This is a genomic window from Bradyrhizobium sp. YCK136 (genome assembly GCF_044570075.1).
GTDB classification, from domain to species: Bacteria; Pseudomonadota; Alphaproteobacteria; order Rhizobiales; family Xanthobacteraceae; genus Bradyrhizobium; species Bradyrhizobium diazoefficiens.
This window is the reverse complement of record NZ_CP172424.1, coordinates 7906088-7920549: the sequence shown is the minus strand read 5'-3', so window position 1 is coordinate 7920549 and position 14462 is coordinate 7906088. Positions and strand designations below refer to the sequence as shown.

The window sequence follows — 14462 nt, the reverse complement described above, 5'->3', positions numbered from 1 at the left end:
AATCATGCGCTCTTCGGCCGAAACGCGACGACGGATCCGGCCGGCTCTTCCTCGCCCATCGCCGCCTCGATCGCCTTCGCAAGTGCGGCCTGGTCGAACGGCTTTGCCAGGCGCGGCAGGCTGGATCGCGTGTCGCTCGGGAGGTCCGCGTATCCCGTGCTGAGGAGGATGACCGTCTCCGGGCGCTCCGCAGCGATGGCGTTGGCAAGCTGCAGGCCGGTCATGCCGGGCATGGCATAGTCGGTCACGACCAGGTCGATGGTGCGCGTGCGGCGGAGCAAGGCCAGCGCCTCATCGCCCGAGCGCGCCTCGACCACGACGTGCCCGAGATCCTCCAGCATCGCTGCCGTGTTCTCGAGCACCAGGAGGTCGTCGTCGACGACGAGCACGGAAAGCTGCCGGCTGGGCCGGGCTACGGCTGCCGGAGCCGCTATGCGCAGGTCCGGCACCGCGGTCTCCTCGGCGATCGGCAGCCAGATGTCGGCCGTCGTGCCCTCTCCGGGACGGCTCTTCAAGACGAGCCTGCCGCCGGACTGCTCGGCAAGTCCGTGGACCATCGACAGGCCGAGCCCGGTGCCCTTGCCGACGCCCTTGGTCGTGAAGAACGGCTCCTGGGCGTGCTTGAGGATCTCCTCGCTCATGCCGCAGCCCGTGTCGCTCACCGAGAGCACGACATAGCCGCTGCTCGAAAGGCCGCCTTCGCCCTGCTCCTCGCGTGCGGCGATGGTGATCTGGCCGCCGTCCGGCATCGCATCGCGCGCGTTGACCGCTAGGTTGAGGATCGCCAGTTCGAGCTGGTTCGCGTCGACCTTCACCTTCGGCAGATGCATCGGGAACCGCGTCTCGACACCAATCCCGGCCTCGAATTTCAGCAATGACGTCATGCCGCGCACCAACTCGCGGACATCGACGACCGCCGGCCTGAGATCCTGCTTGCGCGCGAAAGCGAGCATGCGCTGGGTCAGGGAGGCGCCGCGCACCGCGCCCTGCATCGCGTTCTCCACCAGGCGCTGGATCTTCGGATCGTCCGTCGGCAGGCGCTTCTTCAGCAGTTCGAGGCTGCCGAGAACGGCCGCGAGCAGGTTGTTGAAGTCGTGGGCCACGCCGCCGGTGAGCTGGCCGATGGTCTCCATCTTCTGCGACATCATCAATGCTTCGCGCGCGCGGTCCAGCGCTTCCTGCGCCCGTCTCCGTTCGCTGACGTCGCGCACGATCTTCGCAAAGCCGGCGATTGCGCCGCTGTCGTTCCGGACCGCGACGATCGTTGCCTCCGCCCAGAAGCGGCTGCGGTCCTTGCGCACCCGCCAGCCTTCTATGGCGGACTTCCCCTCCCGCTCGGCTTCAACGAGCGCGCGCGCGGGCGCCCCGGCCGCGCAATCTTCCTCGGTGTGAAAAATGGTGTAGCTCGTCCCGACGATGTCGTCGCCATAGCCCATCAGCCGGCGCGCGCCGAGATTCCAGTTGCCCACGCGCCCGTCCGGATCGAGCATGAAGATCGCGTGGTCCGCGATGCCTTCGACAAGCAGCCGAAAGCGTTCTTCGCTGCGCCTCAGTGCGGCGGCCTCGCGTTGGGCGCGCTCAGCCGATGCCCTGTCATAGACGGCCGCCGCGATGCCGATGCTCAGGATCATGATGGTGATGCCGGCGAGCAGGAACGCGAGCGGCGCCTGACCGACGCCGAGATGGCCTGCCGGCCGGGCCATGGCGCTGGTCGGCAGGAACATGGCGCCTTCCATCGCGGCATAGTGCATGCCGGAGATCGCAAGGCCCATCACCAGGCCCGCGAACAGCCGCTGCACCGCGTTGGTGTTGCGAAAGGCGAGCCAGAGCGCCACGATCGAGGCGCTGATCGCGATCAGGATCGAGAGCACGACCCATCGGGGATCGTATTGGATGAGGGCCGCCATCCGCATCGCGGCCATGCCGGTATAGTGCATGCCGGAGATGCCAAGTCCCATCGCGAAGCCGGATGCAAGCAGCGCCTGCGGGCGTCGTCCGACAACGGCAAAGGCGGCAGCGGCGACGACGATCGGAATGACGAGCGAGAGCAGAGTCAGGAATGGATCGTAGGAGATTTCGATTCCAGGCAGGCTGAAGGCCAGCATGCCGACGAAATGCATCGACCAGATGCCGCCGCCCATGGCGATCGCCGCGGCGACCAGCCAGGATCGGCGGGCCCTTCCCGAAGCAGCTCGCATTCGGGTCGCCAGGTCCAGCGCCGTATAGGAGGCGAGGGCCGCGATCAGAATCGATAGCGCGACCAGAACGGGATCGTGAGAAGCCGCATGATGATGCATTTCGGCCAACGCTAGCCGAAGTTGCGTTCGGGCTTACGCATGAGGTCCTCCCCGACACCGAAATCGTCAGCGGCACCAAGATGGGCGCCGCAGGCGTCCACGACGTTCGAATCGGCCGCCATGGTGCACGCAATCCTGCGGTGCCGCCACTCTCATGGTGTCATCGCCCCGGCTCGCGGGAACCATCCGTCAGGCCGGCAGCAGACCGGCCGCGCGGTAGCTGTCGATCAAGGTGTCGTAGAGCGACAGATCCGAGCGGCTCCGCGCCAGGAGCTGGGCGCCGCCGATCGCGGCGAAGATCGCCCGGGCGCGCCGTTCGCTCTCCCCGGAACTGCTCGGAGCCGCAGCGGCCAGGACCTTGCTCAGCCAGGCGACATTCACATCGGCAAAGGCCTGCACCTCCCGCTTCACCGCGTCCGGCAGGTCGTCATGCTCGGCAGCCATGAAGCTGCACAGGCACATGCGGTTGCCGTTCTCGAGTGCCTTGCGAAAGACGTCGGGATAGCGGTGCAGGCAGCGCAGGGGATCCGGGGTCTCGGCCAGCATGGCTTCGAGCGCCGCCGCGGTGTCCTCCCAGTAGCGCCTGGCGACCGCTGCGCCGAGATCGGCCTTGCTCGGGAAATGATAGTGGATGCTCGCGGCCTTGATGCCGACCTCAGCGGCGAGATCGCGGAAGTTCAGGCCGCCATAGCCGTGCGCCTGTGCGGTGCGTCTGGCGGCCGCCAGGATGGCTTCCCGTGCGCTGGTACTCATGTCGCCGCCTCACCGCTTCGTTATCTACCAAGTGACAGATAGGCTTTGACCGCCGGGTTTTGAAGGCTATAAATGTCTACCAAGTGGCAGGTAGAGAGAAGCAAAGAGGTTTATCGATGAAGATTCATGATTGGGCCACCGGCCCTTACCCGGCCCGCGTTCGCATCGCCATCGCCGAGAAGAATCTGCGGCCGCGCGTCACGTTCGTGTCGGTCAACCTGTGGAAGGGCGAGCACAAGAAACCCGAGTTCCTCGCCAAGAACTACTCGGGCACGCTGCCGGTGCTCGAGCTCGACGACGGCACCTTCATCGGCGAATGCACCGCCATCACCGAATATCTCGACGCGCTCGACGGCGCTCCCGTGCTCACCGGCAGGACGCCGCGCGAAAAGGGCGTGATCCACATGATGAGCAAGCGCGGCGAGCTGGAGCTGCTCGACGCGATCAGCGTGTACTTTCATCACGCAACGCCGGGGCTTGGGCCCGAGGTCGAGATCTATCAGAACGCCGAGTGGGGCCTGCGTCAGCGCAACAAGGCCGTCAGAGGCATGCATTACTTCAACGGCATTCTGAAGCAGCAGCCATTCGTCGCCGGCGAGGCCTTCTCGATGGCCGACATCACGGTCATCGGCGGCTTGATCTTTGCGGAGCTCCTGAAGCTGCCGGTGCCTGCGGAGTGCGAGGCACTTCGCGCCTGGTACGCCCGGATGCAGGAGCGCCCCAGCGTCAAGAACCGGGTGACGATGTCGGAGCCGGCCGAAGCGTCCGCCTGACATCGGGTCCGCGCTACCCGCGAATGCCTGCAGAAGCAGGCGGGTCCGAACTTGTCCCATCGATGAAGCTCTCAGTGAAGCGGAGGAATCCCTCGATCCTTGACCGGCTGACGCCGGCCGTGCGCATCTGCACGTTGTGGATGGGGCTGCCGCACCATCATTGATCTGAAACAACGATCACCTGCAGCATTAGATGCTAGGGTGATTCGCAGGTCACGTCGCAAGGCTCCCCAGGCCGGTCAAGACAATCTCAGCGCGTGATGGAATCCGAGGACTTGATGGGACGACTACTGAATATCGTGACGCCACTGCATACTGCGACCAAGCGCGACTACATGGGGCGCATGAACGACGACAAGATCGGCTGCTCGCTGAAGGCGCGGGAATACGAGGCCGATTATTGGGATGGCGACCGCCGTTTCGGCTATGGCGGCTACCGCTTCATCGACGGGCGCTGGGCTCCGGTCGCCAAGGCGCTGATCGAGACCTATGACCTGAAGGATGGGTCCAGCGTGCTCGACGTCGGCTGCGGCAAGGGCTTCCTGCTGTACGAGATGCAAAAGATCCTGCCGGGCTTGAAGGTCGTCGGCTTCGATATCTCCAAGCACGGTCTTGCAAATTCGCATGAGCAGGTGAGGCCGTATTTGTTCAACTATCGCGCCCAGGACGTCTATCCCTATGGCGACGACAGTTTCGACCTCGTCATCTCGCTCGGCACTCTGCACAATCTCAGGCTCTACGAGCTCGATGCGGCGCTCAAGGAGATCGAGCGGGTCGGCAAGAACAAATACGTCATGGTCGAGGGCTACCGGACCATTGCCGAGCTGCACAACCTCGAATGCTGGGCGCTGACGGCGGAGTCCATCCTGCACACCTCCGAATGGATCTGGCTCTACGGGAAGCTCGGTTACACCGGCGATTACGAATTCATCTATTTCGAGTGACCGGGCTCAGCTCATGGACATCAAGACTGCCAAGGCAGCGATTCTCGTCGAGTCCGGCAAGCCGCTGATCGTCGACGAGTTCACCTTGCCCGATACGCTCGAACACGGCCAGGTGCTCGCGCACGTGCACACCTCGAGCATCTGCGGCGCACAGATCAACGAGATCGACGCCGTCAAGGGCGTCGACAAGTTCCTGCCGCACCTTTTGGGGCACGAAGCGCTGGCGACCATCATCGAAACCGGACCCGGCGTCGTCTCGTGCAAGCAGGGCGACACCGTCGTCATGCATTGGCGGCCGGGCAAGGGCGTGCAGTCCAATACGCCGGTCTATTCCTGGCACGGCAAGCGCCTCAACGCGGGCTGGGTCACCACCTTCAACGAATATGCCGTGGTGTCGGAAAATCGCGTCACGCCTGTTCCCTCCTCGATCGATCGCACGAGCGCGCCGCTGCTCGGCTGCGCGGTGACGACCGCGCTCGGCGTCGTCAACAACGACGCGCAGGTCGCGATCGGCGAAGCCGTCGTCGTGTTCGGCGTCGGCGGCGTCGGGCTGAACATCGTGCAATTCGCCGCGATGGTCGGCGCCCATCCGGTCGTTGCGATCGACCGCCTCGACAACAAGCTGGAGATGGCGAGGCAGTTCGGCGCCACCCACACCATCAACTCCGAGACGGTGAAGGATGTCGCCGCCGAGGTTCGGTCCATCACGGGGGCTGACGGGCCCGACAAGGTCGTCGAGACCACCGGCGTCAGCCGTTTGATCGAGCTCGCCTACGAGGTCACCGCGAAGAAGGGCCGCTGTATCCTTGTCGGTGTTCCCCGCGACAAGGTCGAGATCTACACGCTGCCGCTGCACTTCGAGAAGGTGCTGAAGGGTTCGGAAGGCGGGCAGTGCCAGCCGGCGCGCGACATCCCGCGTCTCGTCCGGCTCGACGAAGCCGGCAAGGTCAGTTACCGCGGGATCGTGACCCACGAGTTCGCGCTCGATGACATCAACGACGCGCTGGATTTGATGCGCAGCGGCACGTCAGGGCGGATCTTGCTAAACATCAGCTGAACGCCGCGGCCGATGCCGATCACACCAACGACTGGTCCTACCCGGTCATCTGGTGGCGAGGCGCGGATGGCGTTGACAAGGCCGTGGCGAGCGCGGGTTGCACCGGCCGCCGGCCGATCATCAGCGACAGCACGGCCGCGACGATCCCCGTTGCGCCCGCGATCATGAAGGCCTGCAGATAGTCTCCCTGCGCCGAGCGCGTGAAGCCGGCGAAGAAGTCGGCGCGTCCATCGGGAAGTTCACGATGCGCCGCAAGGGCACGCTCTTACGCGGCCGTACTGTCGATCGAACGGCGGATCTCCCGCTGCACTTCCGCGCTCGATAGAAACAGATCGTGATTGATGATGCTCCAGCCTTCCTGGGAAGCATCGACCACGCGCACGCCGAGTCGCTGGATGACAGCCTTCTCGGCGGCGCCGACCCTGGTCATTCCACCCGCGATTTGTCCCGACAGAGCCAGAGCGCGATCGTTCGTCGCGGCGATCACGGTGATCTTGCCGGCAAGCGGACCGATGCGGTGGATCGCCGACGTGAACACGTCCATGTCGATATCGGGTGCGGCAAACACGACCGTCCCGATCCTGCTCGTGACGGTGTCGCCGTATCGCGCATAGAGCTGACGCAGGCTCTCGAGCGTCAGCATGGTCCCCATGCTGTGCGCAACGATGTGCACGCGGCCGCCGCCTGACGTCGACACGAGGGAAGAGAGCACGCGTTCGAAATCGTCGCGGGACCACATCGCACTGTCCCGGTCATAGGCATAGTCGAACAATCCTGCCTTGGAGGGCCAGGAGAACACCATGGTCCGGCCGCGGAACTTGATCCCATCGGAGAGATGGGCGGCGTCGAGCGCGGCCGTCTCGAATGTCTGCTTGAAGCCGTGCACATAGATCAGCACGTCTCCTCCCGCGCCGCCCTGCGCAAGGAGATCGCCAATTTCGGCTTGCACCGGTTCGACCTGATCTAGGCGCCAATCGCCCAGTCCGACCGAGGCGAGGGAAAGTCGGCTCTCGTCCGGCGCCACCAGCCTTGCCCGCGCGACCGTCATTGCGGTCGCCCGCTCCGGCCCGAACCAGGGTTTCGTGCGGCCGCCCTTCACGGGCTTTCGTGTGGTGGCGACGAGCAGTGTGGGATCAACGGAAAGGGACGACGCGTCGTAGCGCGCGCCGGTCGCGCCCAAGCCTGCGCATCCGCCCAGCGCGAGAGTGCTGCCTGCCGAGACAAGCCCGCGCAGGAGCGCGCGGCGCGAAAAGGAATGATGAGAGTCGCGTTGTAGAAGATGTCGGACGATCACGCGGAACCTTTGGGAACTATGCCCACCATAGCGCCGCCCCGCCTAGCTCCCTGAACGACAATGGGGGCGAGAAGACGGCGGAGCAGCGTCCTGGCAGGTCGCGTGTCATGGCGTCCGTTCGCCGGTCTGCGAGCGATGCGACGAAGTTCCAACGCCTGGGTGGCGGTTGCCCATCAATGATGAGCCGACACGCCCTTGACGCATTGGGTCAACAGATCAACGGTGGCGAATTGGCCGACATGTGATGCACTGCTTTCGCCAGATCTCTCAGCGCCAGCCGAGCGCAGGCGCAACGTGTGTCAGGATCGCCTCGATCGCATGCGCGCAGTAGGCCACGCCCAGCTGGTTCGGGATCGTCAGCAGCAAGGTGTCAGCCTCCGCGATCGCCTCATCCTGCCGCAGCTGCTCGATCAGCACATCCGGCTCGGCCGCATAGGAGCGGCCGAAGATCGCCCGCGTCTGCGGATCGATGAAGCCGATCTGGTCTTCGCCTCCGCGCTCCCCGCCGAAATAGGCGCGGTCGCGATCGTTCATCAGCGCGAAGATGCTGCGGCTGACGGACACGCGCGGCTCGCGAGCGTGGCCGGCTTCCTTCCACGCGGCACGATAGGCGCGGATTTGCGCGGCCTGCTGCACATGGAAGGCCTCGCCGGTCTCGTCGTTCTTCAGCGTCGAGCTTTGCAAATTCATGCCGAGCTTCGCCGCCCACACGGCGGTCGCGTTGGAGCCGGCGCCCCACCAGATCCGTTCGCGCAGGCCGGCGGCATGCGGCTCGAGGCGCAGCAGCCCCGGCGGGTTCGGAAACATCGGCTGCGGATTGGGCTCGGCAAAGCCTTCGCCGCGGAGCAGGTCGAGAAAGACCTCGGCATGGCGGCGGCCCATGTCGGCATCGCTCTGGCCGTCGGCCGGCCGGTATCCGAAATAGCGCCAGCCGTCGATCACCTGCTCCGGCGAGCCGCGGCTGATGCCGAGCTGCAGCCGGCCGCCGGCGATGAGATCGGCGGAGCCCGCGTCCTCCACCATGTAGAGCGGGTTCTCGTAGCGCATGTCGATCACGGCGGTGCCGATCTCGATTGTGCTGGTCCTGGCGCCGACCGCGGCAAGCAGCGGAAAGGGCGAGGCCAGCTGGCGCGCGAAGTGATGCACACGGAAATAGGCGCCGTCCGCGCCGAGCTGTTCGGCCGCAACCGCAAGCTCGATCGATTGCAGCAGTGTGTCCGCCGCCGAGCGCGTCTGCGACTGCGGCGAGGGCGTCCAGTGTCCGAAGGACAGAAATCCGATCTTTTTCATGGGGGCAACATATGGATGATCGGAAGAGTTTGCGAGACGTCGATCGGAGGAAAGATGGCAATACGGGGTGTGCACCCGTAAGCCCCCTTTGGGGAAACTGATTAGGCGCGGTCTGGACTGCTGCCCGATAGCGGGCCACGAACTCGGATCGCTCAACTTCAATCGGCCACCCGAGAAGCGTCCTCAGATGTCGCAACCGGTCAAATTCAATGCCTTGCGCAAGCCACCAAACGCCTTGAGCCGACAGGGCTCCGCATTGCTTGCGGCCTTTGAGCGCTGGAAGTTGGCAGTTCGCTTGACAGCGGTTGCCTTCGGCTTGGGACGTTCAGCGGTCGCGATCTTTTTCGGATTGTGCCGATGACGGACGATCGGCTCCGGCTCGGACGAGCCAATATGGGCGTCTTCTGGCGGAGCAACGCGGTCTTCCACCGAAGCAGTCTGTGTCGGCATCGCGCTGCTCACAGCGGCAACGTCGAGGCGGTCAGCCTTCGCCAGGGCGTCGCGTGAAGCAGAAGTGCCCGCGTCCTGCTCGGCAAGCGGCTGCACGATCGCGGCCGCGCGACGCGGTGGCGCTCTCAGCTCCATTGCCGACAGCATTCCTACACTCAACAGGATGAGGAGGCCCAACAACGCCATTCTCAGCATAATGCGCCTCTGACCCAGATTCGTGCCGCTGAAAATTCTCCGCGCCAATGAGGCAACTTGTCGACGGCTGCCGACTCGCGACAAATCATTTGCCGACAGGGTTAACGTCGGTGATGCTCCCGCATGTGCCGGTAATGCCGCCGCTCACGTCGGCTTCCGCGAGCAGACCGTACTTGGTCACGCGAAAATGGTCTGTCAGTGGCCCCGAGCCGAGCGCCACATGAGCGATCGTCATGTCTGCGGTTTGAGGGAGGCCGGACACCGCCTGACAGATTGGACGACCGCTGCTTTTGACCCGAACCGGACTTCGGTCGGTTTCAACGCGGCGCGAACTCCGGGGGATCACGGCTCCCACGGCGTCCCATAACGGCCGAAATGTGGCGCTTGCCGTGCCCACTCGCCTATTTCTTTCCCCTTCTGCGCCCAGCTTAGAGCGCGTTTCGTATCCACGATTGCCGCAAGCGCTCTTTGTGCTGAAGAGAGTTCGTTGAGTCCGGTGGAGCAAGCGATGCGTACCGAATCGTGCTTTCAGCGCAAGCTGCGCCGCATGCTTGTTGCTGTCGCCGTCGTTGGCCCCGTGGCGCTGACGCCCGAAATGAGTGCGGCCGAAGGCTTGCTTGATTTCTTTTTCGGTGGTGGCCAGAAGCAACAGCAGCAGACCTCGTCTTTTGATCCGCAATCACCACCGCCGCGGCCGGTCGTCGTAAGCGCGGGACCTGCCTTCTGCGTGCGCAGTTGCGACGGCAAATATTTTCCGCTGATGCGCGGCGCGGCCTCGCCGGCGCAGATGTGTAAGGCCTTCTGTCCGGCAAGCCCGACCAAAGTTTTCTTCGGCTCCAGCATTGACAGAGCCTATGCCGCAACCGGCGAACGCTACGCCGATAGCGAAAACGCCTTTGCCTATCGGAAGGCGCTGCGCGCCGATTGCACTTGCAACGGCCAAAGCCCCGCCGGTCTTGCATCAGTCGATCTCGCGATGGACGGCTCGTTACGCTCGGGCGACGCGGTCGCCACCGCTGACGGGCTCGTCGCTTATTCCGGCATACGGGTCGGTAACGACCAGAACCCGGATTTCACGCCGCTTCCGGCGGCGACCATCACGCGGAAGCCGGTGCCCGCGCGCGACTAGCGCGTAGATGCGGATTGATGTTGCAATCAATGTCCGACGTTCACCTCTTGCAGAGCTTCTTCCGTTGTTGGCCCTTTGCCGACTCGCAGGAGCGTACTGGCCATGTCTGGTTTTGAAGGCAGAACGGACACCGCCTCATTCGCGGGCTAAGGGATCATGTCTGCACGTCCCGGCGGGTCCCGGCTTTGCATGAATGCGCGCCGTGTCGACGAAGCGTGACGTCTCAGGCGTATGCCACCCAGCCGCGGAAGGTGAATCCGGCGTAGAACAGGGTCGGCTCGGAGAAGCCAGCGTTCCGCAGAATTGCCTCATCCTGCGCGGGCGTGAGGATCTCCAGATGGTTGGTGACGGCGTCGCGCGCGGCAGCCGCCTTGTCCGGCTCGACGCCGGATGCGGCCAGGAACGCCGAATATCGCGATAGCCACAGCGGCCGCTCATCGTCGCGATCAGGGATGCTGAAATGAGCGATCACGAAGGGCGCGCCCGGCTTGAGGCGGCGGCGGATTTCGGAGGCAATGCGACGCCGTTCCGCGGCATCGACGATGTGCAGGGTCAACAGGCACGTGGCGCCGTCGAACGGCCCCTCCGGGGCAGCGTCGACATAGCCCCGGTGGAGATGCGCGCGCGAAGCGAGCGGGCCCAACGTTTGCCGCGCGAGATCGAGCATCGCCGCCGAGGGGTCCACACCGTCGATGGTCCAGCGCGGCTGCGCCTGCGCAAAGGCTCTCAACTCCAGGCCGCCACCAGCGCCGAGGGCGAGGATTCGCGCGTCTTCACGCGCGCGCTCGGCCAGCAGGATCGCCGCCATGGACAGCATGGAATTGTAGCCGGGAACGAACCGCGGCGGCCCTTCCGTGTATTTCGCCACTGCTTGCGGATCGGAGAACATGGCTTGAATGTCGGTCATGAGGTTGCCTTGCTGAACGGAGCCGATCACGCGTGATGCGGGCTGATGTCGCGGACCTTGCGGGCCCCGAGGCGCTTGCGCAGATCATCGCCCAGCATCGCCAGCGTCACTGCACCGAGGCGCGACAGCAGCAGCGCCTCGGCATCTTGAAAGGTCCGATCCAGGGCGGCATTGACGGCCTGCTCGACGAGACAGCCCGGCGCCTCGGTCCGGCTGCCCATGGCCAGAAGCGGGGGATTGCCGAGCGCGGTGTAGACGTCGCGCAGCGTCACCTTCGACAGGTCGCAGGCCAGCGTCCAGCCGCCGCCATGCCCCTTCTCGGAGCGGACGTAACCGAGGTCCCTGAGGCCCGCCATGATGCGCCGGATCACCACCGGGTTGGTGTCCATCGCCTTCGCCAGGGTCTCGGACGTGAAGGGGCCAGGCTGCTGCGCCATGTGGAGAAGGACATGGAGCACGCCGGATAGACGGCTGTCTCGTTTCATGTAACTTCATATGTTACATGATGGCGCCGAGGTCAAGGGGTCTCGGTGTGTGCGGTACGGAGCGAGCGCTCATCGCCCGGCGTGTAGATTGGATTCCAATCGATGGACTGGTTCGACTATCGTTTGGAGCATGATCCGCACAGCGCGTCGAACAGGCGCGAAAAAGCTCGCGCGCGGGACGCTGTGTGAAGCTTGACGATATCGATACGGAGTGGCGCCGGAGGCTTGCTCATCCCAGGCACCCGACGATGCCATCCTGCTCCTGTCTTGCCCGACGGGTCAACATCGGCGCAAAGCGCGTAAGCCATTGATCCCGCTCATGCAGGCTACTGTGCATGGGGTTGTTTTCAAATTTTCTATTTTGAAGGCAGGCCGGACCGGACCTCATCCGGCTCTTGCCTACTTCATCACCCGCAGACCCTTGGTCGTGAACCGCTGTGTCTTGCCGCCGGGACGCACGGGCCGCCGTGTGCCGGCGGCCTTGCCGGTGCCGGGCGGCTGGTGCGCGGGGACGAGCTGGTCGGGGCGGGAGCCGATCAGGTCGGCGCGGCCCATCGCTTTCAGCGCCTCGCGCAGCACGGGCCAGTTGTCGGGGTCGTGGTAGCGCAGGAACGCCTTGTGCAGGCGGCGCTGCCGCAGGCCCTTGATGGCCTCGACCTTGTCGCTGCCGCCGTGACGCACGCCGCGCAGCGGATTGACGCCGGTGTGATACATCGCGGTCGCGGTCGCCATCGGTGAGGGCAGGAAGGTCTGCACCTGGTCGGCGCGATAGCGGTTCTTCTTGAGCCAGAGCGCGAGGTTCATCATGTCCTCGTCGGTCGTGCCCGGATGCGCCGCGATGAAATACGGGATCAGGTAATATTTCTTGCCGGCCTGCTCGGCCGCGGCATCGAACATCCGCTTGAACTGGTTGTAGGCGCCGATGCCCGGCTTCATCATCTTGTCGAGCGGGCCGCGCTCGGTATGCTCCGGCGCGATCTTCAGATAACCGCCGACGTGATGGGTGACGAGCTCCTTGATGTATTCCGGGCTCTCCACCGCGAGGTCGTAGCGCACGCCGGAGGCGACCATCACCTTCTTGATGCCCTTGGTCTCGCGCACCTTGCGATAGAGCCGGATCAAATCGTCATGCGACGTGTTGAGGTTCGGGCAGATCTCCGGGAAGACGCAGGACGGCCGCCGGCACGCCGCCTCGACCTTCGGGTCCTTGCATGCCATCCGGTACATGTTGGCGGTGGGGCCGCCGATATCGGAGATCACGCCGGTGAAGCCCGGCGTCTTGTCACGGATCTTCTCGATCTCGCGCAGAATAGAACCCTCGGAGCGATTCTGGATGATGCGCCCCTCATGCTCGGTGATCGAGCAGAAGGTGCAGCCGCCGAAACAGCCGCGCATGATCGTCACGGAGAATTTGATCATGTCCCACGCCGGGATCTTGGCATCTCCGTAGGACGGATGCGGCGCGCGCGCGTAAGGAAGATCGTAGACCGCGTCCATCTCGTCGCTGGTCAGCGGGATCGGCGGCGGGTTGAGCCAGAGATCGCGGTCGCCATGACGCTGCACCAGCGGCCGCGCATTGCCGGGATTGCTCTCCCGGTGCAGCACGCGTGACGCACGCGCATAGGCTTCCTTGTCCTGCTCGACCTGCTCCAGCGCCGGCAGCCGGATCACGGTCGGGCCTTTCGTCCGCGATGCGCCCTCGTCGGCGGAGTCGAGATCGTCGGCGTGCAGTTCGCTGTAATCCTCGGGCACGCGGCGGAACAGCGCGACGCCCCTGATGTCGTCGAGCTCGCGCGGTGCCTCGCCGGCGGCAAGACGGTTCGCCACTTCGACGACGGCGCGCTCGGCATTGCCGTAGAGCAGCAGATCTGCCTTGGCGTCGGCCAGCACCGAGCGGCGCACCTTGTCGGACCAGTAGTCGTAATGGGCGATCCGGCGTAGCGAGGCCTCGATGCCGCCGAGCACGACCGGCACGTCCTTGAACGCCTCGCGGCAGCGCTGGGCGTAGACGATGGTGCAGCGGTCCGGCCGCTTGCCGCCTTCGCCGCCCGCCGTATAGGCGTCGTCATGGCGCAGGCGGCGGTCCGCGGTGTAGCGGTTCACCATGGAGTCCATGTTGCCGCCGGTGACGCCGAAGAACACCTTTGGCTTGCCTAACGCCCTAAACGGCTCGGCCGAATGCCAGTCCGGCTGCGCGATGATGCCGACCCGGAAGCCTTGCGCCTCCAGCAGCCGGCCGATGATCGCCATGCCGAAACTCGGATGGTCGACATAGGCATCGCCCGTCACCAGCACGATGTCGCAGGCATCCCAGCCGAGCGCGTCCATCTCGGCGCGGCTTATCGGGAGAAACGGCGCCGGCTTGCGCGGGCGGGCCTGGGCCATCAGAGGCTTTTCGGCGGCGATGATCTGGGTGTCCATGGCGCATACGCATAGGACTCCGGAGGCGCGAATACAACCGATCGCTGGGCTGTCTTCGACGATTCCGGTTCCCGCGTGGCGCGCAATTCGGCAACGCCAGTCGCGCGGAAGCTTCTGACGGCGGTCAGCTTGCGCCGCCCCGCGTTGCGGTTCATTTGCAGGAACCAACCGCCCCCGCGAACATTCTGATGAAGGCACCGGCGCGAGCTCTGCTCGCGCGCGCCGCGACGATCCCGGCGCCAGTGCCCGCAACCGGATTTTTGCCTTGATGCTCGCTTCGGGGCGATGGGGGACTTGTGAGTACGGTCATAGAGAACTTGCTGGCGCGGAAGCAGAAGCTCGTAGAGGAGCTCGAGACGGCGCAAACCGTCGAGGACCGCGACAGGATCGAGCATCAGCTCGAGCAGATCAACACCGCGCTGGATTTCCTGGACAGGCCTGGTCCGAAGGACGGGCGGTAGAACCGC

The 14462-nt window shown here is 64.9% G+C and carries 15 protein-coding genes; 5 read left to right on the top strand and 10 right to left on the bottom strand.

The genetic code is table 11. The features are described from left to right. Positions 1–2: 2 nt before the first annotated feature. Both ACFLEY_RS38210 and ACFLEY_RS38205 read right to left on the bottom strand, forming a co-directional pair. On the bottom strand, positions 3–2297 hold the full coding sequence (locus ACFLEY_RS38210) for an MHYT domain-containing protein (protein WP_060912715.1): 2295 nt from the start codon (positions 2295–2297) through the stop codon (positions 3–5). Between the two features lie 189 nt (positions 2298–2486). Beyond that, the gene (locus tag ACFLEY_RS38205) at positions 2487–3050 is read right to left on the bottom strand and encodes a TetR/AcrR family transcriptional regulator (protein WP_011090707.1); all 564 of its coding nucleotides are present in this window, start codon (positions 3048–3050) and stop codon (positions 2487–2489) included. A 116-nt stretch (positions 3051–3166) separates the two neighbouring features. Between ACFLEY_RS38205 and ACFLEY_RS38200 the strand changes: the two genes are divergently transcribed. From ACFLEY_RS38200 to ACFLEY_RS38190, 3 genes are all read left to right on the top strand, one after another. Continuing rightward, a complete protein-coding gene (locus ACFLEY_RS38200) occupies positions 3167–3823 on the top strand; it encodes a glutathione S-transferase (RefSeq protein ID WP_396604371.1) in 657 nt (218 codons plus the stop codon). A gap of 257 nt (positions 3824–4080) precedes the next feature. After that, positions 4081–4767: a class I SAM-dependent methyltransferase gene (locus ACFLEY_RS38195; protein WP_211433666.1), complete on the top strand. Its 687-nt coding sequence runs from the start codon at positions 4081–4083 to the stop codon at positions 4765–4767. A 13-nt stretch (positions 4768–4780) separates the two neighbouring features. Beyond that, positions 4781–5824 carry a zinc-binding dehydrogenase gene (locus ACFLEY_RS38190; RefSeq protein ID WP_060908962.1) on the top strand — a complete coding sequence of 348 codons (1044 nt, stop codon included), beginning with the start codon at positions 4781–4783 and terminating at the stop codon, positions 5822–5824. 37 nt (positions 5825–5861) lie between these two features. Here ACFLEY_RS38190 and ACFLEY_RS38185 read toward each other — a convergent pair whose 3' ends face one another. The 5 genes from ACFLEY_RS38185 to ACFLEY_RS38165 form a co-directional block, all read right to left on the bottom strand. Further along, positions 5862–5990, bottom strand: coding sequence for a hypothetical protein (locus tag ACFLEY_RS38185; RefSeq protein ID WP_257787567.1), 129 nt, complete (start codon positions 5988–5990; stop codon positions 5862–5864). Positions 5991–6089: 99 nt separating this feature from the next. Further along, complete coding sequence (locus ACFLEY_RS38180; protein WP_082755496.1) at positions 6090–7118, bottom strand: alpha/beta hydrolase; 1029 nt, start codon at positions 7116–7118, stop codon at positions 6090–6092. Between the two features lie 267 nt (positions 7119–7385). Continuing rightward, positions 7386–8408: an LLM class flavin-dependent oxidoreductase gene (locus ACFLEY_RS38175; protein ID WP_060908961.1), complete on the bottom strand. Its 1023-nt coding sequence runs from the start codon at positions 8406–8408 to the stop codon at positions 7386–7388. Between the two features lie 183 nt (positions 8409–8591). Then, positions 8592–9053, bottom strand: coding sequence for a hypothetical protein (locus ACFLEY_RS38170; RefSeq protein WP_060908960.1), 462 nt, complete (start codon positions 9051–9053; stop codon positions 8592–8594). An 85-nt stretch (positions 9054–9138) separates the two neighbouring features. Next, positions 9139–9288, bottom strand: coding sequence for a hypothetical protein (locus ACFLEY_RS38165; protein ID WP_162494168.1), 150 nt, complete (start codon positions 9286–9288; stop codon positions 9139–9141). 273 nt (positions 9289–9561) lie between these two features. Between ACFLEY_RS38165 and ACFLEY_RS38160 the strand changes: the two genes are divergently transcribed. Then, positions 9562–10182 (top strand): DUF2865 domain-containing protein, encoded by a 621-nt coding sequence (locus ACFLEY_RS38160; protein ID WP_211433667.1) that lies wholly within the window; start codon positions 9562–9564, stop codon positions 10180–10182. A 223-nt stretch (positions 10183–10405) separates the two neighbouring features. Here the strand turns inward: ACFLEY_RS38160 and ACFLEY_RS38155 are convergent, their stop codons facing one another. From ACFLEY_RS38155 to ACFLEY_RS38145, 3 genes are all read right to left on the bottom strand, one after another. Next, positions 10406–11089: a class I SAM-dependent methyltransferase gene (locus ACFLEY_RS38155; protein ID WP_396604370.1), complete on the bottom strand. Its 684-nt coding sequence runs from the start codon at positions 11087–11089 to the stop codon at positions 10406–10408. Between the two features lie 26 nt (positions 11090–11115). After that, the gene (locus tag ACFLEY_RS38150) at positions 11116–11574 is read right to left on the bottom strand and encodes an Rrf2 family transcriptional regulator (protein WP_060908958.1); all 459 of its coding nucleotides are present in this window, start codon (positions 11572–11574) and stop codon (positions 11116–11118) included. A 399-nt stretch (positions 11575–11973) separates the two neighbouring features. Beyond that, complete coding sequence (locus ACFLEY_RS38145) at positions 11974–13995, bottom strand: YgiQ family radical SAM protein (RefSeq protein ID WP_060908957.1); 2022 nt, start codon at positions 13993–13995, stop codon at positions 11974–11976. A 296-nt stretch (positions 13996–14291) separates the two neighbouring features. On the opposite strand from ACFLEY_RS38145, the gene ACFLEY_RS38140 reads away from it, so the two are divergent. Further along, positions 14292–14456 carry a hypothetical protein gene (locus tag ACFLEY_RS38140; RefSeq protein ID WP_171901136.1) on the top strand — a complete coding sequence of 55 codons (165 nt, stop codon included), beginning with the start codon at positions 14292–14294 and terminating at the stop codon, positions 14454–14456. Positions 14457–14462 lie beyond the last annotated feature (6 nt).

Coding starts and splice junctions, on each gene's coding strand:
- ACFLEY_RS38160 (WP_211433667.1), top strand. CDS start 9,562: ATGCGTACCGAATCGTGCTTTCAGCGCAAGCTGCGCCGCATGCTTGTT.
- ACFLEY_RS38170 (WP_060908960.1), bottom strand. CDS start 9,053: ATGCTGAGAATGGCGTTGTTGGGCCTCCTCATCCTGTTGAGTGTAGGA.
- ACFLEY_RS38175 (WP_060908961.1), bottom strand. CDS start 8,408: ATGAAAAAGATCGGATTTCTGTCCTTCGGACACTGGACGCCCTCGCCG.
- ACFLEY_RS38210 (WP_060912715.1), bottom strand. CDS start 2,297: ATGCATCATCATGCGGCTTCTCACGATCCCGTTCTGGTCGCGCTATCG.
- ACFLEY_RS38150 (WP_060908958.1), bottom strand. CDS start 11,574: ATGAAACGAGACAGCCGTCTATCCGGCGTGCTCCATGTCCTTCTCCAC.
- ACFLEY_RS38190 (WP_060908962.1), top strand. CDS start 4,781: ATGGACATCAAGACTGCCAAGGCAGCGATTCTCGTCGAGTCCGGCAAG.
- ACFLEY_RS38200 (WP_396604371.1), top strand. CDS start 3,167: ATGAAGATTCATGATTGGGCCACCGGCCCTTACCCGGCCCGCGTTCGC.
- ACFLEY_RS38185 (WP_257787567.1), bottom strand. CDS start 5,990: ATGATCGCGGGCGCAACGGGGATCGTCGCGGCCGTGCTGTCGCTGATG.
- ACFLEY_RS38155 (WP_396604370.1), bottom strand. CDS start 11,089: ATGACCGACATTCAAGCCATGTTCTCCGATCCGCAAGCAGTGGCGAAA.
- ACFLEY_RS38145 (WP_060908957.1), bottom strand. CDS start 13,995: ATGGACACCCAGATCATCGCCGCCGAAAAGCCTCTGATGGCCCAGGCC.
- ACFLEY_RS38165 (WP_162494168.1), bottom strand. CDS start 9,288: ATGACGATCGCTCATGTGGCGCTCGGCTCGGGGCCACTGACAGACCAT.
- ACFLEY_RS38205 (WP_011090707.1), bottom strand. CDS start 3,050: ATGAGTACCAGCGCACGGGAAGCCATCCTGGCGGCCGCCAGACGCACC.